Raw genomic sequence first — 24,374 nt, 5'->3', positions numbered from 1 at the left:
ATGGGGCGTTATGTACCGCTGCGTGGTGCAGTGGTAGCGGGAGCGTGCCGTCCGAAATAGCTGAGCTCACCTACGGAGCTCAGTCGTACGGATGCGTATTTATCAAAGCATTGCAAAGCAAAGACTTTTCAGAAATCCTACTGATCTGCGTCAATTTTAATACCACCAGCTCACGGTTATTCAAAAAATCAAGGCAAAAAACCAAATTAGGCTTCGGACATAAGAAATAGTATGGGCGCAGTGATATATTTTATGTGCGAAGTTTGAGTATGTAAGAAAAGAAGGAGGCTGAACAATTCATGTCCGGTCTCCTTTTTGATGATTTCGTTTTAAAATTTCTATTTCTTTCTGAATACTTCAAACATCCGATCATGTTTTTTTGCAAATTTTGCAGCTTCGGAATGCTTTGGTGCATGGATCACCACATGTCGACAAAAGAGAAATGCCGATCTGCCAATTTTCGTTTGTTTTCCGGGAATGGTAGCATTTTTAAGTTTTTTACAGCCATTAAATGCTCCTTCTCCAATGTGTTTTAGCTTCTTCGGGAAAAACACATTCTCAATATGTTCATTGGCTCGAAATGCTGATTCCTGAATGTGGCGGACAGATTTTGGAACTACAAATGTTTGATCTGTCTTATATTCCGGGTAATTCAGGAGTGTTTTCTTGTGCCTGTCATATAAAACGCCGTCTTTGGAAGAAAATTTCTTGTTATGGGGTGAAACCTGTATGGCAGAGACTCCGGCAATCTGTGATTTTCTAAAGTTGGTAAATTGGGAACCAAGATACAGCGTAAGGGATTTGCATCCGCTAAAGGTATCCCAGTCAATTGCTTTTAACGAATTTGGCAAATGAAGCTCTTTAAGCTTCTTACAGTGTAAAAAGCTCCCGCTATACCAGAGATCATCCGGATACATGCCCATTTCTCCGTAGGGGCTGTCGATTTTGTAAAGCTTTGAGTGATTGCTCAAATGGACATATTCCAGATTACGGCAGTAACAGAAAGCTCCACCTTTGATCCGGCGGACAGAGTCGGGAATCGTCACTTCTTTTAATGGTGTATTGTAGGTAAATGCAAAGGTCCCGATACATTTTGTGTCAGGAGCTATTTCTGCCGTTTTGGTATGTTGATATTGAAAATAGAGACACTTCTGTTTCTTCTGGTACAGACCTCCGTATTTTGTTTCCAAATATTTATTTTCAGAGGAAAGCTCAATGCTTTGTAAGTTTTTACATCCGGCAAAGCTGCCATTTCCGATGGTACGCAGATTTTTTCCGATATGGATCGATCTTAACTGTCTGCAGTAAAAAAAGCATTCTTTTCCCACGGATACTACTTTGTCCGGAATGGTGAGTTCCTGCAGCGACTGGCAATTATAAAATGCATAGTCGTTAATTTTTTTGATGGTATTTGGCAGGGTGATTTTTTTGACATTGCGAAAAGCTGCAAATGCGCCTTTATTGATGACGGTAATTCCCGGTTTTACTACAATTTCTTTTACTTTTCGCTCATTAAAATTTAACTGGATACCATTATGTTCGTCGAATTTTCGTTCATTATCGATCCAGTCTTCTGTTTGTTCAGCATACATTTCCTCGGTTCCTTTAATAGTCAGAACGTGTGTTTTGCGATTATAGATCCATTTTGCATTCTTTGGTTTTGGTGAGGCAGATGGAGTTTTCTGTACCCTAGGAGTTGGAGAAATCGAAGGAGATAATTCATTGGCTGCCGGCGCTGTGCTGGAAGCTGTCTCTTGCAGTGAAGTGTCCGGAGATGTTATTGCCTGCTTTGTAGATGAATTTTGGGCGGATTTACAGCCGGAAATTAACAGCATGACTATCGAAAAAACAAGAAAAGATTTTAAAAAACGCATTATGATCCACTCCTTCCATTCATAATGGATTGTTTCATTTATTATATATCAGGGAGCAGGAAAACTCAAGAATGATCACGGAGATTTTGTTTTGTTGATTAAAAAAAGGAGTGCCCTTCCAATGAAGAGCACTCCCTGTATATAAAAGATTCATTCTAAATATGTCCGACTTCTGCGATTTCTTAGAACTTGCCAGCGTCAGCAGCTCCTGAACAGAAACGGCATATGCCCTATTTTATGTCATTCTCTTCAAAAATGTGTGCAACGTGTGTGCAGTATGAATTTCTTTAGATGTATTTCTACTTATTATATATTGTTATCCGTAGTGGCATTTTTTAATCGGCTATCGATTTCAATACCTCAACGGCAACTCTATTGCCCGGCTGTATGGAAAAATCAAAATCTATCTTTACCACACCACTATCATTATTCACTGTATATGCCGATTTTGCAAGAAGCATACCATTGATGTAAACATCAATAGAGTCTGCTTCCGGATCAACTTTGTTTCCAAGTGTGATTGATGTTGTTGCATCGCTGATCGTGACTTCCTTTCTAAGCTGAACCACATGCACCCCTATCAGCGGATGTATCCAGCTATCTTCTCGCACATCTTCAATATGCACGGGCTTTTTTGCGCCTGCTGCCATCGTGATATTTGCAATACGAATTTCTTTCATCTGTGCATCATCTGTTAGCACCGGAGCGGATGCGGCAGATCCTTTCTTGATTGCAAGTTCAATAAGTCTTGACACCATATCACAACGAAGAATAACGCTGTCAAATCGTGTTGTGCTTTCTTCCGGCGGCAGAGGATCAAGTGACTCGTTTGCTGTGTTTTCGATCCACTTATTTTTTACCATAGCCCGTCCGCTTCCGACAATGATTTTTCCATCGCTGGATATGCTTGTGTCAAATGCCTGTCCAATCTTTTTAAAAATGCCATCGCCGATCACACCCTCAAAAAAATTTGAGAAGTCATCTGCATTATAAACTCTGTCTCCTGATTCTGAATTAAAAAAGCCATATCTGATCATTTCTATCCCTCCACATTTTCAAATTTAGGAATGCATGTATATCCGTTTTCGTCTTCTGACTCAATCACTTCCGTGATTCTTACTCTTGATGTAAGTCCATACTCATTTTCTACTTCTACAATATCGCCCAGATTGTAATCTATGCCATATTGATAATTTCCTTCCGGATCTACCGTACTTTCATATGTCTCGCTTGTGCCATATTCCGCAAGCTTTTCCTCTCCTGCCGTCCGAAGCTGTATCATATAATCAATGTCTGATATTTCGCCATCATTCGAGGACAGGCTGGATTGATCAACAAACACCTCATACCGGCTACGACCACTTGCGTTGCCGACGGCTGCCATTTTCCGAGAAGCTCCCTCACCTTCTCCCGCAACCATTGCAACGTTTTTATAGTTGGTTTTATCAAAGGTATATGTTCCACTCAAAAAATTTCCGTATTCCGGAGAAAATAGCACAATTGGAAGCATGTTTTGCCCGTATGATCTGTCTTTTCCTTTATATAAATTAAAAAGAAGTTTCCCACCTTCAAAATAGATTTCCCATCCAAGCCCGAATGCGGTGCATATTGTTGTGACCGCATCGCTCAGGAGGTCATCTGTGACCTGTTTTTCGATATCCGGATTATCCCCTTCCCACTCGGCAACGATATTCGGACGGATCGCAAGATATTCAATTTTTCTTCCTTCAATCGTGGAATCATCGATAGCATTGTCCACAACAAGCCCAAGCAATATACAATCCAAAAGTGTTCCTTTGAGAATTTTCTGTCCCCAGACAATCCGACGTTTTAAAAATCCCTGATATGTTGAGCCGCTGATGATTATCTTGTCTCCATTTTCTTCGTCCGTGGTCAGCTGCACTTTCTCAACGATCATCCCTACGGGATCACCGGGACGCATTACATACCTCTCTTCGCTTGATTGAAAAAGTTGCAGGAGATACCTGCTTGCCGGAAGAACAATTTCAAAGTCTCCCACAGAAAAATACCTCTTTGTCCATATGACGCTTTCTGCATATGATATAATGTCCAATCTTTTAAAGTCTGAATTTAAAACGTACAGATCCATGATCATACCCCCGTATATAAGTTTTCATGCGTAATTCTCAGCACTGCATTTTCGAAACCCAGCTTCGGATATAATCCAAAGTGAAATGATCCTCGCGGAATTTGCAGCCAGACAGAGTCGTCTGTTACGTCATTGATGACATTGTATGCTATTCCTTGGTGATATAGCGTTATTGATTTTTCGGTTTCATAGGATACAATCACAAGGATATCTCCTTTTACCAAAGAGATTCCGACTGAAAAGCTTTCCAGCGTTTCTACATTTCTGATAACCGGATCAACCACATCACCCAATGCCTCTATCGTAAATACTCCCCCGCTTTCCAAGTCTCCGGCATTCGTTACATATTCACTATGCTTTGTCAAAATTTCTGAAAAAGCAACACCTTCCACGGGGAAAGTTACCGGAAACTCAAACAAACCGGCAATACCACGAATCTCTTCACAGGACTGTTCGATATCATGGAAATAGGGTTTCGGGCATATAATTGATATCTGCACCTCTGTTTTTTGAGAAAACGGGTTCAGCTCACATGTTTCAACATATCCCGGAATGTAAACATTGCGTCTTCCGTTTTCCAGATAAAAGGTAACATCGCGCTTGGGACGTATAATGCGATACAGATCCATTCTATTTTCTTCAACGGGTTCTTCCAGGGATACCGTGATCACAATATTTCTTGTTCCAAGTTTACTGGAATTATATCTGCTGCCATCATGGACTCCGTTTGAGGTCGTATTGATCACGGCAGCAACCGGATTTAATCCGGTTATATTGGTGAGGGAGTATTTTTCACTCCCCACCAGTTCCAGAATATCGCCCCTGTCATTCTTTATCCTGACAGATTTTAACATGACGATCCCTCCTATGCTCTTTTGATGGTTTCCATCAGGTTGTTTGTCTGACGGTATATCTCCAGCCGGCTCAATGCTTTCGGAGAATTGTTTGTCTGATTAAATGTATAATTGTTTGTTACGTTCTTTGACGTGCTTCCTGATCCATAACTGCCTGACAATGTGCCATCTGATTTCACGGAATCCATCGCACTCTTAAGCGGTAAAGTAAGCTGCGATGCCATTTCCGACATCGCGCGGACTGCTGTTTTTGCGTTTCCACGGATTCCTTTTGCCACGCCGGCAGGAAGAAAACGCCCCACCTGCTGCTCCATGACTTTTGAAGGAGAATGGATTCCCATTTCATCCTTGATCTGCTTGATCACTTTCTGCGAAAACTGCTTTACTGCTTTTTTCATGTCATCCGTATCCGCTGTAAAGCCTTTAATAAAACCGGCAACCGCATTTTTGCCGACATTCTTCATTGATTTCTTCAATGATTTCATTTTTTCCTCGACCTTATCAAGGAAATCTTCTTTGATTTTCTTCAGCTCATCTGCATAAAATGTCTTTGCAACTTTCCTGCTGACTTTCAGCTTCTCTGTATATGCCTTATCATATGCTTTCAGCTCTGACTCCGGCAGGGATAACAGCTTATTTGTAAATGCAAGACCTTCATCAATGTCCATCTGTGCGATTTCTTCTAACAGATTCTTTGATATTTTATTTTTCAGTACGCCGAGATTTGTACCAAATCTCCTGATATCCTGTGTCTGTCCCTTGATGTCGGATAATACAATGTTCCCATCTTCATCCGTGGAATATAAATCACCATAGGACTGCGCATTTTCCTGCAGCGTACTTCTCTTTGATAACACCTCCTCATATTTTTCCTGCGCCTTGGATGCCATCTTTTCAATTGCTTTTGTAATTTTGTTTCCGGCTTTTTCAGCCTGTTTTTCATATGCATCAGAAAAAGATTTGATCGCACTCTTTCCCATCTTCTTATACTCGCTGTATATTTTTGATGATTTCGTCTTTTTCACCATGGCATTGACCACTTTGGTGACGCTGGATTCTGCTGCAGACTGCATTTTTTCAACGCCCTTTGTGATTCCGTTTATCATGGTTGCACCGGCTTTTTCAGGAGATCCGCTCTTTAACTCCTTCTTCAATGCTTTCAGTCCATACTGTGCCATTCGAATCAATGAACCGGACATGACATCTCTACTGCCGTCAACGCCTTCAGCCATACCGAGGACAAGCATCTTTCCAACTTCATCCCTCATTACCCGTGAAGGAGAATGAATACCAAAGAATTTTTTGATTCCCTTTAATACTCCATCGCTGAATCCCTTGATCTTATCTGCTATCCAGCCAGACATGTTTGAGATTCCATTCCATAATCCCTGAATAAGCATCTTTCCAACTTTTTTCAAAGATTCCGGTTTAAACACATCAACGATAGTTTTTAGAATACTGCCGGCTTTCGATTTTACCGCCGAAATACCGTCACCCATGGCACCTTTTAAGTTGCTCATGGCATTTTTACCGAACTTTGCAAGATTACCGGGAAGTTCTTTTAATGCACTTGTCGCATTGTCCAGAACCTTTTTACCGGCGCTCTTGACGCCGCCCACCATTCCGACCATTCCATCTTTCAGAAAAGTGATTGCTTTTTTACCAAGACTCAGCCAGTTGAACGCCTCCCACACGGCTACGATCGCCGTAAGAATCTTTGGTATATTCTTTACCAGCACCGGAATGGATTTGATCAATCCTTTCGCAAGTGTCACGATAATATTTACCGCCGATTTTAAGATTGTCGGCATGTTGTCATTGATCAGATTTGCAAACTTCGTGATGATCTCCGGAGCCCGTTTAATAAACGTAGGCAGGCTATCCGAAAGTCCCTGCGCCATGTTCTGAACAAAGGACAATCCTGCTTTGATCAGCTTTGGAGCATTCGTAGTGAGCATGTCTGCAAACTTATCCAGGGCAGTCAGTGCGTAATCCGTCAGCTTTGGCAAATTCTTACCGATTCCCTCTCCAATTTTTGTTACAATGTTCGAGGCAAATTTCACCAGCGCCGGTATTCCGGTCGTTAATGCATTTTGTAACAATCCCCCTAACGATACACCTGCAGATAAAAGTTTAGGCAGCTGCTTTTCTATACCTCCAAGCACTTTAGAAATCACTTTTCCGATTGAGCCGATCAGTGTCGGAGCAGAAGATATTGCCCCCTGTGCCAGACTGCCGATCAAAGATACTCCTGTCTGCAAAAGTGTCGGTGCTGCCTTGCCAACTTCTCCGAGTAATGTAGTCACGATCTTAGAGATAGCCGATCCAGCTTTCTTTTCACCGCCTTCGTCCCCGTTCATGATCATCGTGATTCCTTTTCCGAGCTTCTTTACTCCCGGAATCAGGAGTGTCAGCATTTCTGCACCGGTCTTTTTCAGCCCGGTCATGACCGGCTCTGCAACAGCGCCCATTGATGCCATCGCATCCGTCAGCTGTGACTGAGCTTTCTGCGCATCCATCACATCGCCATTTAATTTCTTATACTTCTTTGCCGCATCGTCATACTGCACATTCAATGCATTGGTAATCAGCCTGGAACGTTCTTTTTCGCCGTTGCAGGCTGCAAGAGCAGCATTAAAGGAATCTTCCGCACTCTCTCCCTTTTGTGCAGATTTCTGGAATGCAGCAAGGGCTTTATCATTTCCCTTCAGAGCTTCGTTCCATTTCTCTGTGTCTGTCGTACACCAGTTAATCGCATCGGCGAGTGGACCCGTGACCTGTCCGACCTTAGCCGTTTCGTTTGCGGCTTCGGTCAAGCCTTCGATAGGAAGTGAATCGCCAAATGTACCCCATACGCCGGCGCAGATGTTAGACCACTTATTAAGATCCTTCTGGCTGTCTGTCAGCTTTGCAAGGTGCGACACTGCCTCAACAGACCGATCCTCTTCTCCAAGTACCGAAAAGAAATCTTTATATGTTTTTTTCGCCTGTTTCGCAGTCAATCCTGCTGACTGATATGCTGTCTGCAGCTTGTTGATATCCTCGCGGTATTCTCTTGTAGCTTCAGCAGTTCCTAAAAATGCGGTAACAACACCGGTCGCTGCAGTTGCGATTGCTGCAAGACCGGTCTTTGCAACACCTGCCAGTTTTCCTGCCAGTCCGGATGCTTTTTCAGAGAGGTTCGAAGAGGAATCTGCGACATCATCCAAACCTTTACTTGCTCCGGCGGAATCCTCTTCGATCTGTTTGGATCCATCCGAGACGTCCTCCAGAGCATTCTCGTACTGCTGCAGGCTTCTTTCCGCTTTTGCGACATTCGCCTTCTGATTGTTGATCTTGATCGCAAGTTCCTGTGCTCCCTTTGAACCCTCTCCCTGCTGCTCTGCGACAAGGGCATATTGTTTTTCTAAGGACTGCAGCTTCGCCTTCTCTGCATCAACCACGCCATTTAACTGTTTGATCTTTGCTCCAAGTCCATCGGCACTGCTGCCCCAGTCATCCATACCGGCGGTTGCTGCTTTAAATTCAGAATTGACCAGACGGATCTGTCGGTTCGCATCAGCGAATTGTTTTTTTAACTCACTGATGTCTACCTTAAATTTGGTGGTGGTTTCCTGCTCTGCCATCGTATCCCTCCTTTAAAACCAATTATCCCCGGCAGGACGCCGGATCACTTTTGTTCCGGTTGACTGTATCTTGTTTTTTCTGCGGTTTCGTTTACTGAGTCTCTTCATCAAAAGAAAAACTTCGTGCGACCGGTATGTCCGCAGCGTGATCGGGTTTAATCCTTGAAAACATTCACATAATGTCATTCCAGTCTCGAACAAAACGTCAAAAAGAGGGAGGTTTTCCCCTCCCTCATCTAGTTTTTTTCGCCGGTACCAATGCTCTTGATCTCATCTACAGAGTATTTAAACAATTCAATAAATACCTGTACCATCTCCTTGATCCTGGTATTTCGCAGCTCTTCGTCTGTCAGTCCCGGAAATACGTCTTTCAGGAATGGCTTTACCTTTGGCAGGATCTGCAGCACCATTTTGGCAAGCTCCATTTCATCATTCATTTTTTCAATGTCCAGAACTTCAAGAAGATCCTCGATCGTCCCAAATTTAATCTCATATGTTTCGGCTTTATATACTTTGGTAATGACTGCGTGATCGTAAATATTAAGTGTTAATTCCATAATGTCCTCCATAAAAACACCGGTGCAGACTGCCCCGGCGGTGCTTTGATCTTGTGCTATTAGTTGACACTCTTGCTGCTCTTAGCACTCTGTGTCTGTGGCTCGGATGCCGTCGTTGCTTTGATGGTATCCGGTGTCTGTACTTTCTCGAAGAAAGTGCTGACGTCTGCCTTGCCGTAACGTTCATCCACGACAATTCCCTTTGCACTGCCTTTCTCCCATTTCTTGGTAGTGTCGTTATATCTACCCTTATCAAATTCATGGGTTGTGTAAATTCCGGTAAATTCAACACTGGTGTTTGTCGTCTCTGTACCATCATCCTCGGTTTTGGTACTTTCCTCCGGAGTACCGAATCTTCCTTTCAGGCGGCTGACATATCTCCATGCTCCGTCTGTACCTTTTGTGCGGTACATGATCGCCCAGTAATCGTTTTTCGATGGTCCTTCAACCATCATTCCGGTTTCCGGATCAAAAGATTTTCCGGTGATTGCCGACAACCGCTCCAGTTCCGGCGGTGCAATCACGATCGTGATCTTGTCATCCGATTCGCTTGATACCACGATCATCGGCTTATTGTCATAATAGTGCGGCTCCGAGCTGGAGTCAGTTGTCTTACCAACTTCAGCAACATACGCAAAGTGTACCGGCTCATCGCAGGTAAACTCCTCCGCTGTATCTTTCAACACTTTTGCAAGATACAGACTGTCAACGCCACGATACTCAAATACTTCCTGTTTGATTTCTTTGTCCATGATCTTTTCCTCCTAATATTTCATAAATAATGCATTGACGCCCCTTCCGGTATGCGTCTTTTCGTCACTTGCAACATCATAACCGTCTCCGGATATGATAAAGCCATGCTCCTTCAGATGGTCAATGGCATCCTGCAGCATGGTATATGTCTTTTCCGGATCTACGGAATAAACATTCACATCAAAATCGTACACTTTGGAGACACATTGATTGTCATAATGACTTCGATCTGTGCTCTCATTGTTCCAAAATGTAAAAAAATGCTCCGGATATTCCTCTTCAGGATCCATTGAACCCTGCCGGATCACCGGGCATCCAAATTCTTCCAGAATTTCTATCAAAGATCTTCCGGTTTTATGTTTTTATTCATCTTTATCCCATCCTTCTGGCTATCATCTTCTGAAACACTTCTTTCTGCGTCTCAGCAATCAGCTTCTTTGTTTTTGATCCATAAACAGAACGATAGAGAGCCGTGTCTTTTTTGACTCGTGGTGTTCCATACATCAAAAATACTGATGGAAGACCTCCATCTCTGATATGAAAACCAATATCAACAGAAGCAGTCGTGCCGGTCCAGTTTACCTGCACCTTCCGGTCAAGAGATCTTGCGGTGTCTCCCGTAAGTTTATGTTTTGAGATTGCTTTATCAATCTCTGGAGTCACAGCTGCCTTACTTGCCTTTAATGCGTTTTCTGCTGCCGGTTTCACACTTCCTTCCAGTGCTTCAAATTTACCGGCAAGTTCTTCGAGTCCTTCAAATTTTAAACCGATTTTATTCTTAGCCATTATGCGCCGCCTTTCACAGCCCGTGCCTTGAACTTCAACCACTGATTTCTCCGATTGATATTCTCCGGCTCGCCGATAATATCATAAAGACACCCTTCAATGTCCAGTCTGCAGTCTGCTGTGATATCCGGGCGATACCATGTCTCTATTACCGCTGTATTTTCAACCACGACAGCACCGTTTGACGGCGATTCTGTTCCACCGAACGTCCGAAATGATACGAAAATATCGTCCTGCTTCCGGTATGATTTCACTGTTGTTCCTTTTACCGTTTTCCTTTCCGGCACCTGCAGCACCGCATGTACATTAAACGGCATATTAGGCTCATAGTCTGCCATTCTATCACCATCCTAAATCGTCAGCTGCATTACCCGCTCTTTAAAATACTGAGACAGCTGCCCCTTTCCTGATCCATAGTTCCAAAGATCCATCACACCTCTGGCAATAACGCCACACGCCTTATTGGAATCAATATACTCCGCTTCCACGCCGGCACCTGCCATATATTCCTTCACTTCGGAATATAGATTATCAGGGGAGCATTCTGATACTCCCCTGTGATACCAATTGCCTTTTTGACTTCTTCAAGAATCTCATCATCGTTTAATGTGATCTTATCCATCACCATCATGCACCTCCATTAAGAACCACCCGCCTGAGCAGCTTTCTCTTTAAATGCATTGATTTCTGCGATTGCTTCCGCAATATTTTCCGCCTCACTGTCTTCACCTGTGATATTCTTCACCAGGCGCTTCAATTCTTCCAACGTTGTCAACGGTCATCCCTCCTTTCAAGGGTGCATGCGTCTTCACACATGCACCCCGTTTCTTATTTCTTCTTAATGATCCAGCAGCCGGATGCATCAAGGATCTTACCATCTACGATCACGATTGCCTTGTTGACATATTCGTTGGTATCATCGTCGAAATACCGCTTCATGCCAAACTCCATGTTCGTATTGATCGCATAATCCGAAGGATTCCAGAACACGCCAACCACGTCCCCTGCAGCAGCGGTCTCAAAGTCCTTGATCGCTCCCGGTTCTACAAGCTGCGCCGGACGTCCATAGAATGATCCTGCAATCGCATCATTCTGCACATTGATTTCCGTTGCCTCCTTAAAGAGCGGGCGGTCGTTGTTATCCTTCATGGTCATGAGATTTGCTTCTAAGGTCGCATTGGTGAATAAGAACTCACCTTTACCACGCTTTGCAAGCGGGATTGCTGCAAACAGCTTCTTTCTCCACTCTGACCACTTTGCAAACTCTGCTGCCGTAAACTCCACCACATTTGTCACGCGGGAATCCTTCAGGATTCCAAGCGGCTGGTTTGTGCCGGTACCATTCAATATAGCCTCATCCATTGCTTTCATGAAAGCTTCTACCATGATCTTGGTCAGCTCTGACTCAAATACATCCAGTGAAGTGACTGACGCCAGAAGAGTGGTGGAAATGCGGATTTCACCAAGGTTGTAAGAAAACTCTACATAGCCATCGGCTTCCCCGGCTTTCACTCTGTCACTGACTTTTCCCTCACCAACCCACTTGAATGATGCGGACAGTTTAGAGATCGGCACCTTAACACCGCCCTTGATATTCAGCTTTCTTACCTTGGAATAGATCTGACCATGCACCTCTGACACTTCGCGGATCAGCTCGTTCAAAACGGTCTGCGGGATGAGTGCACCGATCTCCGTGGAAAGAGTTGTTCCCTTATCTCCAGCCGCTCTTGATGTCACGTCCTCCGGAATCATCTCTCCGGTCTGTACATACTTCTTGAACGCCTGACGGTATTCCATGGAGCTAAACGGCTCTTCGCGGCGCTGTTCCACCTGTGGATTTTTCTGACTGTATGTTGCCAGCGGATTTCCACCTCTCTGCTCTACAGTAACTCCGTCAGGTACATTGCTTCTGTCCTCTCCGTTTCCGGTGTTATCAGCACCATTGTCATCGTCCTTTCCGTCATCCTTTAATGCAGTCAGCTCCTCCTCGATAGCATCAAGCTCTGCTTTGACGTCCTCAATGTCATCGTTGATATCATCAATCTTTTCATTGATGGAACGAATTTCTGCAGCATCCTCGGATGCCTTTCCTCTTGCAATGAGCTTCTCTTTCTTTGCCTCCAGTCTCTGCATTCTTTTTAATAATACTTCTTTTCTTCTCATCTGATTTTCCTCCTAAATTTTTGATTCTAATTCCAGTTTTGCTTTTGCGAGTTCCAGATCAGTCTCCACTGACCTTTTCACGGAGCTCCGTGCCGTCTCCACTGCCCGGCGGACACTCTCCAGTGTCTCCCTGCTCCGTGCGTTTATTTCAGTCGAAGAATAAGCAGGAAACGTCACCGCTGATACTTCGTATACTGCTTTAATTTTTTTGATCCTGCGAAGAGGATGGTCCGAATCCAGATCTTCCCACTCCTCGGAATCAATAATGAACATAAAAGACATCCCGGAGATGTCTCCACGTTTCACCGCCGAATATAACGATCTTGCTTCTGCATTGTTCTCTGTATCCAGCAGCACCTCAATGACCAGTCCTTCTTTGTCAACGGTCAGCTGCATTGTGCTGCTGCCGTTGTTCCTGCGGCTCCTGGCAAGTGGGATCTTACTCACATCGTGATTGACGAGAAACCGGACATCTGTCAGATCTGTTCCTTCCAATGCATCTTTTTCAATGATCTCGTCAAAGTAACCCATATCGGTTTTGGAATCATACACAATGGGACGTCCTGTGATCACGTCACCCTTTTCTGTTTTCTCTGCGCGGACTTCGAACTGATAGCCGCGCTGTTCCATCGGTTTCTTCTTATCAGGTTTCATCTTCATTTGATCCTCCATCCTTTCCTAACTGATATTGCGGTGCCAGTGCGACATCCACATAATTAAGAGACTGCATTCTCTTTCCTTTCAGTTCCTGCAGTGGACGCATGCCAAAGGCAACTCGTTTTTCGTTTTCATATAAACTTCCGGAGTCTCCCAGCAGCCGAACCATCTCAAGCGTTTGGTCGATCGACATAAAGATCAGATCTTTCGGATAAAACACAATTTTATTTCCATAGTATCGTTCTGTCTGGGTAAACAGCGGACGTGTAAACGCTTCCCCGAATGATTTGATCATCGGCTCCAAAGTTTTCTGGTAAAACGCTTCATACTGCTGTTTTGTGTAATCGCCGATAAGGATGCAGAGCGGTACCCCGAAATTTCGTAATATCTTTTCGTCAATGAATTTCAGTGTATTAGAATCCACCAACTGAATGTCTCGCTTGATCGGCGTAAAGTCTGCTTTCAGATCCAGCGGCAGGAATCCGCTTTCTCCTCTGGATAACTTCTGCTCCAGCTCTTTCACATTTTCCAAAGTTTTTCCTTCATCGAGCAGTGTGTTGTACTTCACAACACCATTGATCGCATAAGACGATTTCATTGCCTTGGACACACCGTTTAACAGCTCATGGTTTAACTGCAGTGTTTTCAGCAATGCTTCATTATCCGGCTGACCTGACGCATTCCCTCCCATGAAGTCGTTCACGCTGTATTTATAACGAATATGGATCACATCATCATATGGCAGCGTTGTCTCAAAGTTATTCGCAAAGGAAAGCTTTACATACAATCTGCCTGCAGCGTTTTCCTGAAACTCTACCATTGTCGGCTGGACCGGGTATAATGCTTTATAAGACCGTCTCTCCTTCCCCTTATCATCTGTCCATACATCATAGGTCGGTATGATCCAACTGTTATAATTAAAAAACAGATTCCATGTAATCTTTTCCAGAAAGTCACTTGTGGACATGAATGCATTCGGCTGATTTAATACACGCTGCCGGTTTCCAGAAACCGGAATGACATCCTGTCCATCCTGCCGGATATGAGTCGGTGAAAGCTTTTTCATTTCTGATGTAATACAGACGATACACTGCTGCACGACATCACTCGCATAAATATTCTGGCCAAACTGGCTATAGATCGGTGTGAAGCCGTTTAGCATACTGGCATATCGGTTTCCTTTCGGCCTCAGCCGCTTTAAAGAATCTATCCATCCCATGTTATTCCCTCGCTTTTATCATCTCTAAAAAATCAGTGCGGTACCTTCGATACGTCTCCCATAAGATAATCTTCGTAACCGCACCATCAATCTTTTTCTTCTTTTCCTGCTTCACGCAAAGACACTGACCTCTTGCGTCTACCTGAATGCCTGCGTTTTTGAGACACCACTTATCAACTTCATTGTCTCCGTAATTGACAATCTGGCTCTTAAAATCCGCTTCGAGCAGCTTCATCGCATTGGACAAAGTCTGTGCATTCTGAAGAATCATGATCATATCGCTTTCATCGTCTCCCGTCCGATACCAGCCATAGTCTGACATCCTCTTCAAGAAGTCTTTTGAGAAGCGCTGATCATATCCACACTTCCATAATTTGATCCCGTGGTCTTTATAAAGCCGGTAAAACCAGTCCGCTACAACTGCAAGATCCACTTCATTTCCTTCGGTGATGGTCATAAGACCTGCTGTTGCCCATTTTTTATATTTCGCGCCGGCGGTAGAATCATCGTTGTCCCGCAGTTTTCCTTCCGGAATAAAATACTGTGTGTACACATATTTCGTGTGATCCTCCGGATGCATCAGCAAAATCTTGGCACAGACCAGATCCGTGGTCTCAGCAAGATCTACTGCGCCCAAACAAAAAGAGCCCCGAAACTCCTCCAGGGAGAATGTGGCTCCGTAATCATAATCTTCTAAGTTTAACCAGCTTTCCACGCTGTTCTGTTTGATGTTGAAATCTTTGGCCAGAACATACAGACGGCTGGATTTTGATGCTCTCGCATCATCAACCTGTCCTTCCAGATAGTCCCATCGTTTTACAACGCCAAGCGTTGGATTGCTTTTCATCCACGATGATCTGTTTTGCCAGACTTCCTGCTCACTGTCCTGTGTATAAAACCACGGGAGAAGTCTCTTGCCGGATGAGGTATCATCTTCGCCGCGGATCACCCGGCGTCCTTTTGCCAGCTCGTCATCCAGATAACCATTCACAACAAATCCTTCTGTGGTTATTTCAAACAGCTTTGGATTCTCCTTCAGCGACTGTGACTGTTCAATGGGCTTTCCGATGGAATTGTCCTTCATTTCGTGAACCTCATCCAAAATGGCGAAATCAATATTACGACCTTCTTTGTTACGGGTCGTCTCGGAAAGTTTAAATACCTTGGTGCTGGTATTTTTATTCATAATGAACCGCTGATTACGCTTGCTGTCCAGATCATCCGGATCTACCAACTTTCTCATCGTATCAATTGTGTCATACACAATGGATGCCTGATTGTCATCGTTGGAGCTGCAGACGATATCACTTCCCTCATTTCCAACAAAAAGCTCTGTCGTTGCCAGTCCGGAGCACGTTTCGCTTTTCGTGTTCTTCCGCGCGATCAACAATATGATCTTCCGAAACCGGTCCAGATGATCCTTCGACATTTTAAAGGAATATGAAGTCTCGATAAACGCTTTCTGCCATAGCATCAGCACCATCGGTTTGTTGTAAAACGGTGATTTAGTCAGCCGGACGCAATGCTCCATAAAATCCATTCGCAACAATGCATCCGATCTGTCGTAATAGAACTCCTCATTATGGAAAAGGTCCTCTTCCAAGTTGGAAAGCTCAATAATCAGCTCCTGTCCGGCAATGATTTCTCCGGAACGGATACGCTCTAAATATTCCAATAAAAATGAATTATCCGGCGTCCATATTTTATGTTCTTTAATCAGCATTGTCTGTCCTTTTCCTGAACCACTTTCGTAAAGGTGATTCTTCATCGGTGTCATCCTGTCCGGTAATTCTTGCAATTACCCGGATGCAGCTCGTATATTGCTGCAACATCTCTTTATATTGTCTGGAGGCTGGTGTGGCTCGCTGTTTCATCGGATTCTTGGGATTCACGGCAATGAACGGATACTGCTTTAATTCTTCAAGCCTGTCCTCCAGAAAGATTGTTTCATCCACAAGCTGAATTAGCAGTTCATTACGCTCTTTCCCGATAATATTCAATAATTTTTCTTTGCGATCCATGTGCTACTCCTTTGTTAATTCATAGGTGATCTTCATTGCCTGTTCATCCGTCTTTTCGATTGGTGTGTCAAGGTTATTGATTGTGAAAAACACGAACGGGTAAAGGTATGAGATAGCTTCCTGGTACATCATATATTTTCTATCTTCTGAAAATATTTCATAATCGTAAAAATATCCATATGATCCACTTCCGATTGAACCGTTATTACTCTTTATCTCAATGTTTTTTAAAGTACCGGTGACGCAATCTATGATGAAATATTCGGTTATTTTTGTAGAATCAATATAATTCCCTCTCGTACAAATCATCAAGTTGCCCGTTCGTATGCCATTATCGAAAAATCCATCGTTCTTGAATGGAATTGCACTACCATCCATCAATGTGATATCTTTGCATGCTCCCGAATTTTTATCGATACAACACAGCTTTTGCGTTCCGGTACTTTTGGGAATATACACGAGAATATAGTCATCTAATTCATGAATACAACGGCTGTTTCTGTATCTATAATTATCACTATTTCCGATGATATAACCGGTATTGTTGACGTATGTCTTTACAGTTGAGGTCATTTCATTCAGATTGATTTCCCATACATAAATGGTTCCATCCACGGGCACCGAACATTTTTCCTCAAGCAACAGAATAATCGATAAAATACCATTTTTATGATCCACTCTGGTGGAATAACCTCGACATATATTTGTTGTCGTACAAAGTGCCTGCAATTCTCCCGGCATACTCACTACATAAGTCTTATCCGCTGTCATATTTGCTCTTTCCGAGTAATTGTATGAATCAAATATTGATCGGGTGTTAATCGGCATCCTGTATTCCGACAAGGTTATACTTTTATCCACGAATAAATTTCCCGTAGCTTTTGGATCATCTGTAAATCCGCTCGTCGCTCGTAATAATCTATTTTTTGAAAAGTCAACCCATGTGATATTCTTTTGGTCACCTGTAGCATTGTATTGTGGATAACATGTACCATTGGAATAGTTTGCATTTAGTCTTTTTGACCATAAGGAGACCCCATTATTGTCCAGAACCACATTGCTCTTTCCAAATCCGATTTTTGCCGAATCCGTCGGTGTCAAACAAATACTCTTAATTTTTCCGTTCGCCTGTTGCGTTGTAAAATCCCAAACATAACGATATCCTACATTTGTGCCATCATTTTCGATGACAGATTCCGATGCGTTATAAGATCCGAGCGTGGTGTCCTGACCATTATACGCCGCATCTGTTCCACGTCCGATCATGTTTACTCCCGCCGGTAGTGTGTATTGATCAGGATCATCAGGCAACGCAGAATCAAAAAAAACAATTCCTCTGGTCATTTCTAATAATGTATTTTTAGCAGTTTTTTTGTTCCCGAAAAAATACTGCTGCAGATCTCCATACACTCCACACGGCTGCATTGCATCCCGGAAAAGATTTGTCACAAAATTATCTTTCTCATACGTCTTCTTTTCTCCTGTTTTAACATTCGTCAGTTCAATCTTCGTATGTCCTTTCAGCATGTTATCCCTCCTATGATTCTGTATGCGTCACTGTAACATTCAACGCATCCGTTATATTTATACTATTTTGTACTGCGACCAACAGATTGCTGCTATTAAGGCTCTCTGATAATGCATAACGGCTTGGTGTGAGTAGGTTCTTTTCAACTTTGTCCGTTAATTTATCAATTACTTTCACATCCGCATCAACCAATACCTGCTTGATTTCTTCAGACAACTGTATCTGCAGATCTACCTTCTTCAATTTGCGAATCTGATCGGCATAATCATCGATGTTGTCTTTCGGAAACATCAATCCGCGGCTGGCAATTGCATCATAAATATCTGATAATACCTGACGATAATGATCCAGAGTCTTTGCGACCTCTTTTTCATAATATTCTTTGTATTTGTCGATCAATTCTGCAATAGTCTGGCAATCTAAGGTGTCGATCCCATTGTCCTGCAGCTCTTTTGCCGTTGTATCATATGTAGCGAGTGCTGCATAATAACAATTTTGCTCGGTTGCTTCAATGGAACGTCTGGTCAGCAGTGCAAGCAGCTTCTCGAGCCATGTCGGTTCATGCTTTTCTATCGGGATTCCTTTTTTTACCTGCATGACGCAACCACTTAACTGTTCCAGCTGGATTTCCTGATATGCACTTGCATCACCAATGATATGAATGAACTTGTGCCATGTTCTATCCGTTCCAATTACCCTGCCGGACACTCGAATGTGAAGGAATCGTCCATCCTTCAGATACTCGGACGGGATTTCAAAGGAATCCGACTGCTCCGGCTGGATCTGCAGAGCAAGTTTCTCTGTTTTAAACAATTCGATCAGTCCGATCTCAATCGATTCCTCTGATCCGGTGCGAAAATACATGCATATTACATTGTTTTCCGAGGATTCGTAGTCTATTTTCGTGATTTCATCACGATCACAGTCAATAAACACATTATTTCTCAGTTTTTTCGCCCCCTTTTTCAATTTTTTCGATTTTTCAAATCCAAAAATTTTGATTTTTGACTTTCTGTGAGAACACCCTTCCCCTTAACAGTTCCACAAGCCACAAAAAATCAGCCGACCTCGGGGGGCTCTGAATGAAACTGAAACCATTCGTTGATGAATTTCGTCCAAAGTTTTTCGTCCCGTCCATCTGCTGATTCTTTTAAACGCTGCAAACATTCTTCTTTGCTTGTGTCAATCAGGATACATCTTGCACCCAACTCCCGGCTCATCCTGTCTCGATCAGATATCAACGGATATCCACCGATGATATATGCTCTCTGCCATTTTCCTCGGCGATATCTGATGTCATCGATAAGTTTATCTCTTACGCCAAACACGACACTTTTCAGCCGGTTCGGCTTTACATATCGCTGACAGCCTGATACACACTGCCATATAGCATCGATATCAACGATCAGATCCCCCTCCTCATGAATCTCTTCAACGTATGTATTCTTTCCGGAAAGAGGTGCACCATAGATCAGCCACACGTCTCTATGGTAATAATCATATGACAGCTTATGATGGATCCGATTGTGGCACCTGTGATGAACAAGCTGTATATTGTCCGGATTCAGAGCAACGCACACATCATTGACGTTCTCTTCCGTCAATGGGATTTTGTGATGTCCAATACAATCATAAGCTTTCACGATCGGCTTGCCGCAGTGTTCACAAACAATAAAGCCGTCTTCATTCTGACGATCGAGTTTGATCTGTTGCATTAGTTTGCACCATGCTTTGCTCTGATAAAAATTCTCCAATGTAATCATAAGAAATCCGGATAGTCCTTAATGTCTATGGACTCTTTCTTGTATTTATCTAAGATTGCTGTAAAATCTTTAGAAATTTTCTGCCCATCAGCAATGTCTTTTTCGATTTTAGTTGCGATCTCATTATTTGTATCTTTATCAACCAGCCTAAAAAAATCATATGACGTTGCACTTATGTTTTCCAGCGCCGCCACCATGACGTCCATCATATCCTGCAGGTTACTCATTTTATATTCTATCAGTTCCAGACCGGCAACCTCTTTTATCGGCACGACTTCCGTCCGCTGTCCATGTTCATCGAAACCATACACCGCATTTCTTGGTTTTGTTAAACCGTATACTCCGCGATAACTTGAGCCATCACTGCTGCCCTTGTGGTATGATTCATCTGCCATAATTGCCCTCCTTACCATTCGTTCTGTTCAATCTGCCGCTCTCTCAGCTCAATCTCTTTCTTGCGAAGTTCAAGCATCTGTGGATCATTCGACCAGTTATCCTTATCATAATTCTTTAATGCAAGATTGATCGCAGCCACATCCGGATGTGCCTGCTTATGCTTAACCTCACGTTTGACAAGCTGCGCTGTGCAGAGTTCTTTTAGTTCTTCCTCAGATACGCCGCTCTTGAGCAATTTCATCTGCAGATCTGTCGGAAGTTTTATTTGCGTTTTTGTTTCGTGGATCTCGGTGTAAACATATCCTTCCGCACGTTTGATCAGTGCAGATCTCAGATCTGCTACAAGATTACGTTTTCCCTTTTCCAGCACTTCCGAAAATTCCGGAAATTGGTCTTTGTATTTTGAAAAGGTACTATATGCAATCCCCAGCTTCTCGGCAATCTGGCGTTCGGTCATCGTTCGGCGCATCTCTAAAATAGCCGGAAGAAATGGTTTGATATGTGTTTCATATTTCCCTTTTCTTCCAGCTTTCTTTTTCTGCATAGGCTACACCTTCTTTGCATATTTCAGACTGATCCAGCCCTCGGAATATTTCCCCCATTCATCCTGCTTTTCAGAAATCTTCACTTCTGCGCCTTTCCGTAACACTTTCAGAATCCGGTATTTTGTACCAGGACCTTTCCGGACATTTAACATATCCGCGGTTACTTTATATCTGCTGCCGTAGTCGCTGGCATTCTGGGTCTTTTTTTCAAGCTGCTTACTTCCTTTTCCAAGTGCCATTACAACATGATGACCTTCTGACAGATACACGGCGCCGCGCAGTGCATAATCTGATGTTTTGATATGCGCAGCATCTTCGTATGCCTTAAACTTCCCTGTTGCAAGAAGTGCCTTTCGAAGATTCCTTGTTGTGCAATTCACATTGACATCTAATCCGGCAAGATTATAGCAGGAAGCAATAAGACTGCTGCAGTCAAATTCTCCCTTTCCTTTCGCTACTCCATTCTTTTTAATTGATGTATAGCCGGTTGTTCTCTGTCCCTGATCGTATCCATAATTGTCATTCTTACAGATAGTCTCCATATAGTCTGCTGCTTTATCTGCAATCTTTTCATCTGTGCAGATCAACATCACATTCCAGGACTTTTTATACCATTCGCGGATACAGATCTCTTTGCCGGTCTGATCTCCGACTTTCCCTCCGACAATTCTTCCGTTTTCATCGATTGATGCATGTCCAATTTTAACTGCCATTTTTATCATCCTCCAAATCCGCAATACGATGCTCACATACTTTCAGCTTTTCCTCAACGACCGGTATGCGCTCTGCAAAGTTATTATGCTTATCCACTTTTTTCTCAAGCTGCTCTATTCGATAGCTATTAAGCTTTAATCCGCCCCATGAACCGACACATGTTCCGGCAAATCCACATAAGGCTACCACTACCGTGTTCCAATCTATCATATTTACTCCTCCTTATTCCCTTCACTTGTAAGTTCTGCCACCTCATAGGATGGAGAACTGTCGGCCAGTCCCTCTCCGATCACATATCCGATTACTGAAGCACCTGCCATGATCAAAGCGGCAATTCTCTGTGCTTCACTGTCTGCTGTACCGAAATACACGGCAATCATCGATGCAAAGCTGGCAATGCTCATCCACATTTTTCTGCTGCAAAGTTTTCTTCTCATCTTATCACTCATAGAAATCCTCCTAACAAAAAAAGACGCATTTCCTTCAAAGAAAATACGCCTTAATGAATTATAACAAAAAACTAATTGTAAAAATTTTAACACGTTAAAAAGCATATGTCTAGGGTCGCAATTCGGGCAATATTATATCGCATCGGACCCAAATAAATAAACTGCCATCTCCTTGATCAGCTTATTCTTATATGCCCGGACCGTCTTTTCATTCAGATTCTCTGAATATCCGTCTGATCCGGCCAGCGTCCCGGCAATTTCTTCCCAAGTGTAATTATCGCCACCTGGTTTACGATTAAAATATCTTGCCTCGATGACTTCATAGCCTTTCATGCCCCGGATATGCTCCAACGCTGCTTCTACTCGCTCCACGTCGTTTAGGCTACGCCGGTAGGAATCCATCCTGTCACGCAGCTTCGTATCATCATCAACCTGTCCTCCGCCGTTTTTAATGGAGGTGATTGATTTACTTTTCCCGTGCAGTGCAATCTCAAGGTACTCCTGCTCATTCGAGACATGCTCCTTCAGAACATTGAAACAATACAGGATCTTTTCTGTGTTCTTAAATGCTTCCTTGGACATTGCCTTTTGACGATCAATCCATGAGATGGAATTCATCTTTTGGAATACTTCGTCTATCGTGGCCAAGATCGTTTCCTTTGTCTCCTTACTTACCATTGTCTACTCCTCCATCTGTTTTGTGGTATCCGTCCTTTCTACCCTGATACCGCCTTTTGATCCCGTTTTAATGTCTGCCTTTGTTACATCATCAATCTTGACCGTGATGCTGCTGATGTCTTCATCCGCGATCAATTCCACTGCTGCCTGCAGGAAGCTTTTGACAGCATCAGACTGATCCCGTTCAAATAATGATCTGACTCTCTTCCGTCCTTTTTCTTTCTTGAGCTTGTTCAGTCGATACCAGTCTGCTTCCGGACACTTACACATTTCTGTCGCATATTCGTTTTTCTCTTCGTCCAGCCAGTCCTCTGGTACCTCTATGGCTGTGATCTGTCCACAGAATTTACAAGCTCCCTCTGTCGGTACCAGAGACATATGCTGCAATCTCATCTTCTTTACTTCCTCGCTTAACATCTGCTGCCCTCCTGTTCCCATTTTTCGATAATCACATCTATCACTGCCTGCTGCTTCTTTTCGCCAATACCTTTGATCTTACCTATCTCGTCACGGATCCGATCGATCGCCGGCATTTTGTTGTGTGTTGGATCTACCGGCTCTTCTCTTGCCCCGGCATCATAGCCGGACTGGTAAACACTTTCTATGTAACACTTCATTGCGTGATGATCCATGCGCTTAATCTTCTCGTATTCTTTTCTGGTTAATTCTTTCTTTGCCATGCGACCCTCCTTTTAATTGAATGGCAGCTCCTCCTCGATTGCATCCGGAATATCCATGAAGCCGTCTCCCGGATCAGACGCCGGCGCCTGCCGTGGTTCGTTTCTTGTACTGCTGCCGTTCTGGGTATTTCCATTCTGCGCTGCTTTGCTCTCAGCAAACTCCTGTTCCTCAATCACCACCTCCGTGGTGTATACCTTGTGACCGTCTTTGTTCGTGTAGCTTCCGGTCTGGATCCGTCCACTGGCCACGATCTTGGTACCCTGATGAAGATAATTCTCCGCAAACTCTGCTCCCCTGCCGAAGACAACACAATTGATAAAGTCCGCTGTCTGGTCATCTCCCTGACGCTTATATCTGCGGTCGACTGCAAGGGTATATCTTGCAATCGCTGTTGGTTCATCGCCGGAGCTGTATCTGATCTCCGGATCACGGGTCAGACGACCCATTAAGATTGCTTTATTCATGATTAATATTCTCCTTTACTATCTCAATTGCATCATCTATTGCTTCTATTTTGTAGCCGTATCCTATAAAATCTCTGTCTTTTAGTTTTTGCAATCTTTTATAAAGTGATTTTCTTTCTTCCAACTTTTTCACAACCTTGTCAACATCATAGGCTGTAGGTTGTGCATCCAAAAAATCAAGAATCGCTTTCATCTGGCTTTTATTGTAATGTTGTTCTAAAAAATTCAACTTATCCGCATCAATTAACCTCATTCTTTTTCGCTCCTCTCAATTCTTTTTCCTGTCACTGTGTCAAAAATCTCACGGTATGGATTTTCACTAATCACCTCTCCAGTAGCTTTCCGCTCCCGAAGAACGATGTCGGCAATAGAGAAACGACCGCCTTTTTCTGTAATTGAAAAGCCATTCTTCCTGTTATAATCAGCCATTGCAGCAACAGCCAGTTCTTTATCCTCGTCATAAAAAATACATACGTCAGACCTTGAACTGCCATTATGTCTCTTCAAAATTACATCGTAAATAATATCACTCATTA

Annotated in this window: 32 protein-coding genes; 1 reads left to right on the top strand and 31 read right to left on the bottom strand. The window is 43.3% G+C overall.

What is annotated here, in order from left to right; translation table 11 throughout:
• On the top strand, positions 1 to 230 hold a 230-nt coding region (locus tag DXA20_RS16500), incomplete at its 5' end, for a hypothetical protein (protein ID WP_207664220.1).
• A 108-nt stretch (positions 231 to 338) separates the two neighbouring features.
• Here DXA20_RS16500 and DXA20_RS09725 read toward each other — a convergent pair.
• From DXA20_RS09725 to DXA20_RS09580, 31 genes are all read right to left on the bottom strand, one after another.
• A complete protein-coding gene (locus tag DXA20_RS09725; RefSeq protein WP_022305898.1) occupies positions 339 to 1,874 on the bottom strand; it encodes a leucine-rich repeat domain-containing protein in 1,536 nt (511 codons plus the stop codon).
• A gap of 335 nt (positions 1,875 to 2,209) precedes the next feature.
• Complete coding sequence (locus tag DXA20_RS09720; protein ID WP_118560425.1) at positions 2,210 to 2,911, bottom strand: hypothetical protein; 702 nt, start codon at positions 2,909 to 2,911, stop codon at positions 2,210 to 2,212.
• A gap of 2 nt (positions 2,912 to 2,913) precedes the next feature.
• Positions 2,914 to 3,984, bottom strand: coding sequence for a siphovirus ReqiPepy6 Gp37-like family protein (locus DXA20_RS09715; RefSeq protein ID WP_207664222.1), 1,071 nt, complete (start codon positions 3,982 to 3,984; stop codon positions 2,914 to 2,916).
• A gap of 2 nt (positions 3,985 to 3,986) precedes the next feature.
• Positions 3,987 to 4,838 carry a phage tail domain-containing protein gene (locus DXA20_RS09710; protein WP_118560421.1) on the bottom strand — a complete coding sequence of 284 codons (852 nt, stop codon included), beginning with the start codon at positions 4,836 to 4,838 and terminating at the stop codon, positions 3,987 to 3,989.
• 11 nt (positions 4,839 to 4,849) lie between these two features.
• The gene (locus DXA20_RS09705) at positions 4,850 to 8,464 is read right to left on the bottom strand and encodes a hypothetical protein (RefSeq protein ID WP_118560419.1); all 3,615 of its coding nucleotides are present in this window, start codon (positions 8,462 to 8,464) and stop codon (positions 4,850 to 4,852) included.
• 236 nt (positions 8,465 to 8,700) lie between these two features.
• The gene (locus DXA20_RS09700) at positions 8,701 to 9,021 is read right to left on the bottom strand and encodes a hypothetical protein (protein WP_118560417.1); all 321 of its coding nucleotides are present in this window, start codon (positions 9,019 to 9,021) and stop codon (positions 8,701 to 8,703) included.
• Positions 9,022 to 9,080: 59 nt separating this feature from the next.
• A complete protein-coding gene (locus DXA20_RS09695; protein ID WP_118560415.1) occupies positions 9,081 to 9,773 on the bottom strand; it encodes a major tail protein in 693 nt (230 codons plus the stop codon).
• A 12-nt stretch (positions 9,774 to 9,785) separates the two neighbouring features.
• Positions 9,786 to 10,064, bottom strand: a complete 279-nt coding sequence (locus DXA20_RS09690; protein ID WP_118560413.1) for a hypothetical protein — start codon at positions 10,062 to 10,064, stop codon at positions 9,786 to 9,788.
• 82 nt (positions 10,065 to 10,146) lie between these two features.
• Positions 10,147 to 10,560, bottom strand: a complete 414-nt coding sequence (locus DXA20_RS09685) for a hypothetical protein (protein ID WP_118560411.1) — start codon at positions 10,558 to 10,560, stop codon at positions 10,147 to 10,149.
• Positions 10,560 to 10,898, bottom strand: a complete 339-nt coding sequence (locus DXA20_RS09680) for a phage head closure protein (protein ID WP_118560409.1) — start codon at positions 10,896 to 10,898, stop codon at positions 10,560 to 10,562. The genes DXA20_RS09685 and DXA20_RS09680 overlap by 1 nt, the downstream gene beginning before the upstream one ends.
• A gap of 12 nt (positions 10,899 to 10,910) precedes the next feature.
• A complete protein-coding gene (locus tag DXA20_RS16410) occupies positions 10,911 to 11,063 on the bottom strand; it encodes a hypothetical protein (RefSeq protein WP_199877068.1) in 153 nt (50 codons plus the stop codon).
• 137 nt (positions 11,064 to 11,200) lie between these two features.
• Positions 11,201 to 11,335: a hypothetical protein gene (locus DXA20_RS17175; RefSeq protein ID WP_279222366.1), complete on the bottom strand. Its 135-nt coding sequence runs from the start codon at positions 11,333 to 11,335 to the stop codon at positions 11,201 to 11,203.
• 53 nt (positions 11,336 to 11,388) lie between these two features.
• A complete protein-coding gene (locus DXA20_RS09670; RefSeq protein WP_118560407.1) occupies positions 11,389 to 12,723 on the bottom strand; it encodes a phage major capsid protein in 1,335 nt (444 codons plus the stop codon).
• Between the two features lie 12 nt (positions 12,724 to 12,735).
• Positions 12,736 to 13,383: an HK97 family phage prohead protease gene (locus DXA20_RS09665; RefSeq protein WP_118560405.1), complete on the bottom strand. Its 648-nt coding sequence runs from the start codon at positions 13,381 to 13,383 to the stop codon at positions 12,736 to 12,738.
• Positions 13,367 to 14,599: a phage portal protein gene (locus DXA20_RS09660; protein WP_118560403.1), complete on the bottom strand. Its 1,233-nt coding sequence runs from the start codon at positions 14,597 to 14,599 to the stop codon at positions 13,367 to 13,369. Before DXA20_RS09660 ends, DXA20_RS09665 begins: the two co-directional genes overlap by 17 nt.
• A 1-nt stretch (position 14,600) precedes the next feature.
• Positions 14,601 to 16,322 (bottom strand): terminase large subunit, encoded by a 1,722-nt coding sequence (locus DXA20_RS09655; protein ID WP_118560401.1) that lies wholly within the window; start codon positions 16,320 to 16,322, stop codon positions 14,601 to 14,603.
• A complete protein-coding gene (locus DXA20_RS09650) occupies positions 16,312 to 16,620 on the bottom strand; it encodes a hypothetical protein (RefSeq protein ID WP_118560399.1) in 309 nt (102 codons plus the stop codon). Before DXA20_RS09650 ends, DXA20_RS09655 begins: the two co-directional genes overlap by 11 nt.
• Positions 16,621 to 16,623: 3 nt before the next feature.
• Positions 16,624 to 18,147, bottom strand: coding sequence for a hypothetical protein (locus DXA20_RS09645; RefSeq protein WP_118560397.1), 1,524 nt, complete (start codon positions 18,145 to 18,147; stop codon positions 16,624 to 16,626).
• 10 nt (positions 18,148 to 18,157) lie between these two features.
• On the bottom strand, positions 18,158 to 19,084 hold the full coding sequence (locus DXA20_RS09640) for a hypothetical protein (protein ID WP_118560395.1): 927 nt from the start codon (positions 19,082 to 19,084) through the stop codon (positions 18,158 to 18,160).
• 122 nt (positions 19,085 to 19,206) lie between these two features.
• Positions 19,207 to 19,863: an HNH endonuclease gene (locus DXA20_RS09635; protein WP_158577193.1), complete on the bottom strand. Its 657-nt coding sequence runs from the start codon at positions 19,861 to 19,863 to the stop codon at positions 19,207 to 19,209.
• Between the two features lie 44 nt (positions 19,864 to 19,907).
• On the bottom strand, positions 19,908 to 20,306 hold the full coding sequence (locus DXA20_RS09630; RefSeq protein WP_118560391.1) for a hypothetical protein: 399 nt from the start codon (positions 20,304 to 20,306) through the stop codon (positions 19,908 to 19,910).
• Positions 20,307 to 20,317: 11 nt separating this feature from the next.
• Positions 20,318 to 20,851, bottom strand: a complete 534-nt coding sequence (locus tag DXA20_RS09625; RefSeq protein ID WP_118560389.1) for a hypothetical protein — start codon at positions 20,849 to 20,851, stop codon at positions 20,318 to 20,320.
• A 3-nt stretch (positions 20,852 to 20,854) separates the two neighbouring features.
• On the bottom strand, positions 20,855 to 21,565 hold the full coding sequence (locus DXA20_RS09620) for an SH3 domain-containing protein (RefSeq protein ID WP_118560387.1): 711 nt from the start codon (positions 21,563 to 21,565) through the stop codon (positions 20,855 to 20,857).
• Positions 21,555 to 21,776: a hypothetical protein gene (locus DXA20_RS09615; RefSeq protein WP_118560385.1), complete on the bottom strand. Its 222-nt coding sequence runs from the start codon at positions 21,774 to 21,776 to the stop codon at positions 21,555 to 21,557. Before DXA20_RS09615 ends, DXA20_RS09620 begins: the two co-directional genes overlap by 11 nt.
• 2 nt (positions 21,777 to 21,778) lie before the next feature.
• Entirely contained in the window at positions 21,779 to 22,015 is a 237-nt protein-coding gene (locus DXA20_RS09610) for a hypothetical protein (protein WP_118560383.1), read from the bottom strand.
• Between the two features lie 132 nt (positions 22,016 to 22,147).
• Positions 22,148 to 22,693, bottom strand: a complete 546-nt coding sequence (locus DXA20_RS09605; protein ID WP_118560381.1) for a hypothetical protein — start codon at positions 22,691 to 22,693, stop codon at positions 22,148 to 22,150.
• A 3-nt stretch (positions 22,694 to 22,696) separates the two neighbouring features.
• Positions 22,697 to 23,110, bottom strand: a complete 414-nt coding sequence (locus DXA20_RS09600; RefSeq protein ID WP_118560379.1) for a hypothetical protein — start codon at positions 23,108 to 23,110, stop codon at positions 22,697 to 22,699.
• A complete protein-coding gene (locus DXA20_RS09595) occupies positions 23,104 to 23,373 on the bottom strand; it encodes a hypothetical protein (protein WP_118560377.1) in 270 nt (89 codons plus the stop codon). Before DXA20_RS09595 ends, DXA20_RS09600 begins: the two co-directional genes overlap by 7 nt.
• Positions 23,374 to 23,385: 12 nt before the next feature.
• Entirely contained in the window at positions 23,386 to 23,838 is a 453-nt protein-coding gene (locus DXA20_RS09590) for a single-stranded DNA-binding protein (protein WP_118560375.1), read from the bottom strand.
• Positions 23,831 to 24,091, bottom strand: coding sequence for a hypothetical protein (locus tag DXA20_RS09585; protein ID WP_118560373.1), 261 nt, complete (start codon positions 24,089 to 24,091; stop codon positions 23,831 to 23,833). The genes DXA20_RS09590 and DXA20_RS09585 overlap by 8 nt, the downstream gene beginning before the upstream one ends.
• Positions 24,088 to 24,372, bottom strand: coding sequence for a hypothetical protein (locus DXA20_RS09580; protein WP_118560371.1), 285 nt, complete (start codon positions 24,370 to 24,372; stop codon positions 24,088 to 24,090). Before DXA20_RS09580 ends, DXA20_RS09585 begins: the two co-directional genes overlap by 4 nt.
• Positions 24,373 to 24,374: the final 2 nt, after the last annotated feature.

Origin of the sequence: Roseburia sp. AM59-24XD (assembly GCF_003478445.1) — a bacterium.
In the GTDB taxonomy this organism is placed as follows: Bacteria; Bacillota; Clostridia; order Lachnospirales; family Lachnospiraceae; genus Jutongia.
The sequence above is the reverse complement of the archived record's forward strand: the minus strand, read 5'-3'. Positions and strand labels throughout refer to the sequence as shown.

Excerpts from the sequence above, each read along its gene's own strand:
- DXA20_RS09595 (WP_118560377.1), bottom strand. The coding sequence starts at position 23,373 with ATGGCAAAGAAAGAATTAACCAGAAAAGAATACGAGAAGATTAAGCGC.
- DXA20_RS09660 (WP_118560403.1), bottom strand. The coding sequence starts at position 14,599 with ATGGGATGGATAGATTCTTTAAAGCGGCTGAGGCCGAAAGGAAACCGA.
- DXA20_RS09720 (WP_118560425.1), bottom strand. The coding sequence starts at position 2,911 with ATGATCAGATATGGCTTTTTTAATTCAGAATCAGGAGACAGAGTTTAT.
- DXA20_RS09715 (WP_207664222.1), bottom strand. The coding sequence starts at position 3,984 with ATGGATCTGTACGTTTTAAATTCAGACTTTAAAAGATTGGACATTATA.
- DXA20_RS09700 (WP_118560417.1), bottom strand. The coding sequence starts at position 9,021 with ATGGAATTAACACTTAATATTTACGATCACGCAGTCATTACCAAAGTA.
- DXA20_RS09710 (WP_118560421.1), bottom strand. The coding sequence starts at position 4,838 with ATGTTAAAATCTGTCAGGATAAAGAATGACAGGGGCGATATTCTGGAA.
- DXA20_RS09615 (WP_118560385.1), bottom strand. The coding sequence starts at position 21,776 with ATGATAGATTGGAACACGGTAGTGGTAGCCTTATGTGGATTTGCCGGA.
- DXA20_RS09650 (WP_118560399.1), bottom strand. The coding sequence starts at position 16,620 with ATGGATCGCAAAGAAAAATTATTGAATATTATCGGGAAAGAGCGTAAT.
- DXA20_RS09680 (WP_118560409.1), bottom strand. The coding sequence starts at position 10,898 with ATGGCAGACTATGAGCCTAATATGCCGTTTAATGTACATGCGGTGCTG.
- DXA20_RS09625 (WP_118560389.1), bottom strand. The coding sequence starts at position 20,851 with ATGCAGAAAAAGAAAGCTGGAAGAAAAGGGAAATATGAAACACATATC.
- DXA20_RS09725 (WP_022305898.1), bottom strand. The coding sequence starts at position 1,874 with ATGCGTTTTTTAAAATCTTTTCTTGTTTTTTCGATAGTCATGCTGTTA.
- DXA20_RS09695 (WP_118560415.1), bottom strand. The coding sequence starts at position 9,773 with ATGGACAAAGAAATCAAACAGGAAGTATTTGAGTATCGTGGCGTTGAC.
- DXA20_RS09630 (WP_118560391.1), bottom strand. The coding sequence starts at position 20,306 with ATGGCAGATGAATCATACCACAAGGGCAGCAGTGATGGCTCAAGTTAT.
- DXA20_RS09635 (WP_158577193.1), bottom strand. The coding sequence starts at position 19,863 with ATGCAACAGATCAAACTCGATCGTCAGAATGAAGACGGCTTTATTGTT.
- DXA20_RS09610 (WP_118560383.1), bottom strand. The coding sequence starts at position 22,015 with ATGAGTGATAAGATGAGAAGAAAACTTTGCAGCAGAAAAATGTGGATG.
- DXA20_RS09665 (WP_118560405.1), bottom strand. The coding sequence starts at position 13,383 with ATGAAGATGAAACCTGATAAGAAGAAACCGATGGAACAGCGCGGCTAT.
- DXA20_RS09620 (WP_118560387.1), bottom strand. The coding sequence starts at position 21,565 with ATGGCAGTTAAAATTGGACATGCATCAATCGATGAAAACGGAAGAATT.
- DXA20_RS09685 (WP_118560411.1), bottom strand. The coding sequence starts at position 10,560 with ATGGCTAAGAATAAAATCGGTTTAAAATTTGAAGGACTCGAAGAACTT.
- DXA20_RS09605 (WP_118560381.1), bottom strand. The coding sequence starts at position 22,693 with ATGGTAAGTAAGGAGACAAAGGAAACGATCTTGGCCACGATAGACGAA.
- DXA20_RS09580 (WP_118560371.1), bottom strand. The coding sequence starts at position 24,372 with ATGAGTGATATTATTTACGATGTAATTTTGAAGAGACATAATGGCAGT.
- DXA20_RS16410 (WP_199877068.1), bottom strand. The coding sequence starts at position 11,063 with ATGGCAGGTGCCGGCGTGGAAGCGGAGTATATTGATTCCAATAAGGCG.
- DXA20_RS09590 (WP_118560375.1), bottom strand. The coding sequence starts at position 23,838 with ATGAATAAAGCAATCTTAATGGGTCGTCTGACCCGTGATCCGGAGATC.
- DXA20_RS09670 (WP_118560407.1), bottom strand. The coding sequence starts at position 12,723 with ATGAGAAGAAAAGAAGTATTATTAAAAAGAATGCAGAGACTGGAGGCA.
- DXA20_RS09585 (WP_118560373.1), bottom strand. The coding sequence starts at position 24,091 with ATGAGGTTAATTGATGCGGATAAGTTGAATTTTTTAGAACAACATTAC.
- DXA20_RS09705 (WP_118560419.1), bottom strand. The coding sequence starts at position 8,464 with ATGGCAGAGCAGGAAACCACCACCAAATTTAAGGTAGACATCAGTGAG.
- DXA20_RS09600 (WP_118560379.1), bottom strand. The coding sequence starts at position 23,110 with ATGTTAAGCGAGGAAGTAAAGAAGATGAGATTGCAGCATATGTCTCTG.
- DXA20_RS09690 (WP_118560413.1), bottom strand. The coding sequence starts at position 10,064 with ATGGATCCTGAAGAGGAATATCCGGAGCATTTTTTTACATTTTGGAAC.
- DXA20_RS09655 (WP_118560401.1), bottom strand. The coding sequence starts at position 16,322 with ATGCTGATTAAAGAACATAAAATATGGACGCCGGATAATTCATTTTTA.
- DXA20_RS09645 (WP_118560397.1), bottom strand. The coding sequence starts at position 18,147 with ATGCTGAAAGGACATACGAAGATTGAACTGACGAATGTTAAAACAGGA.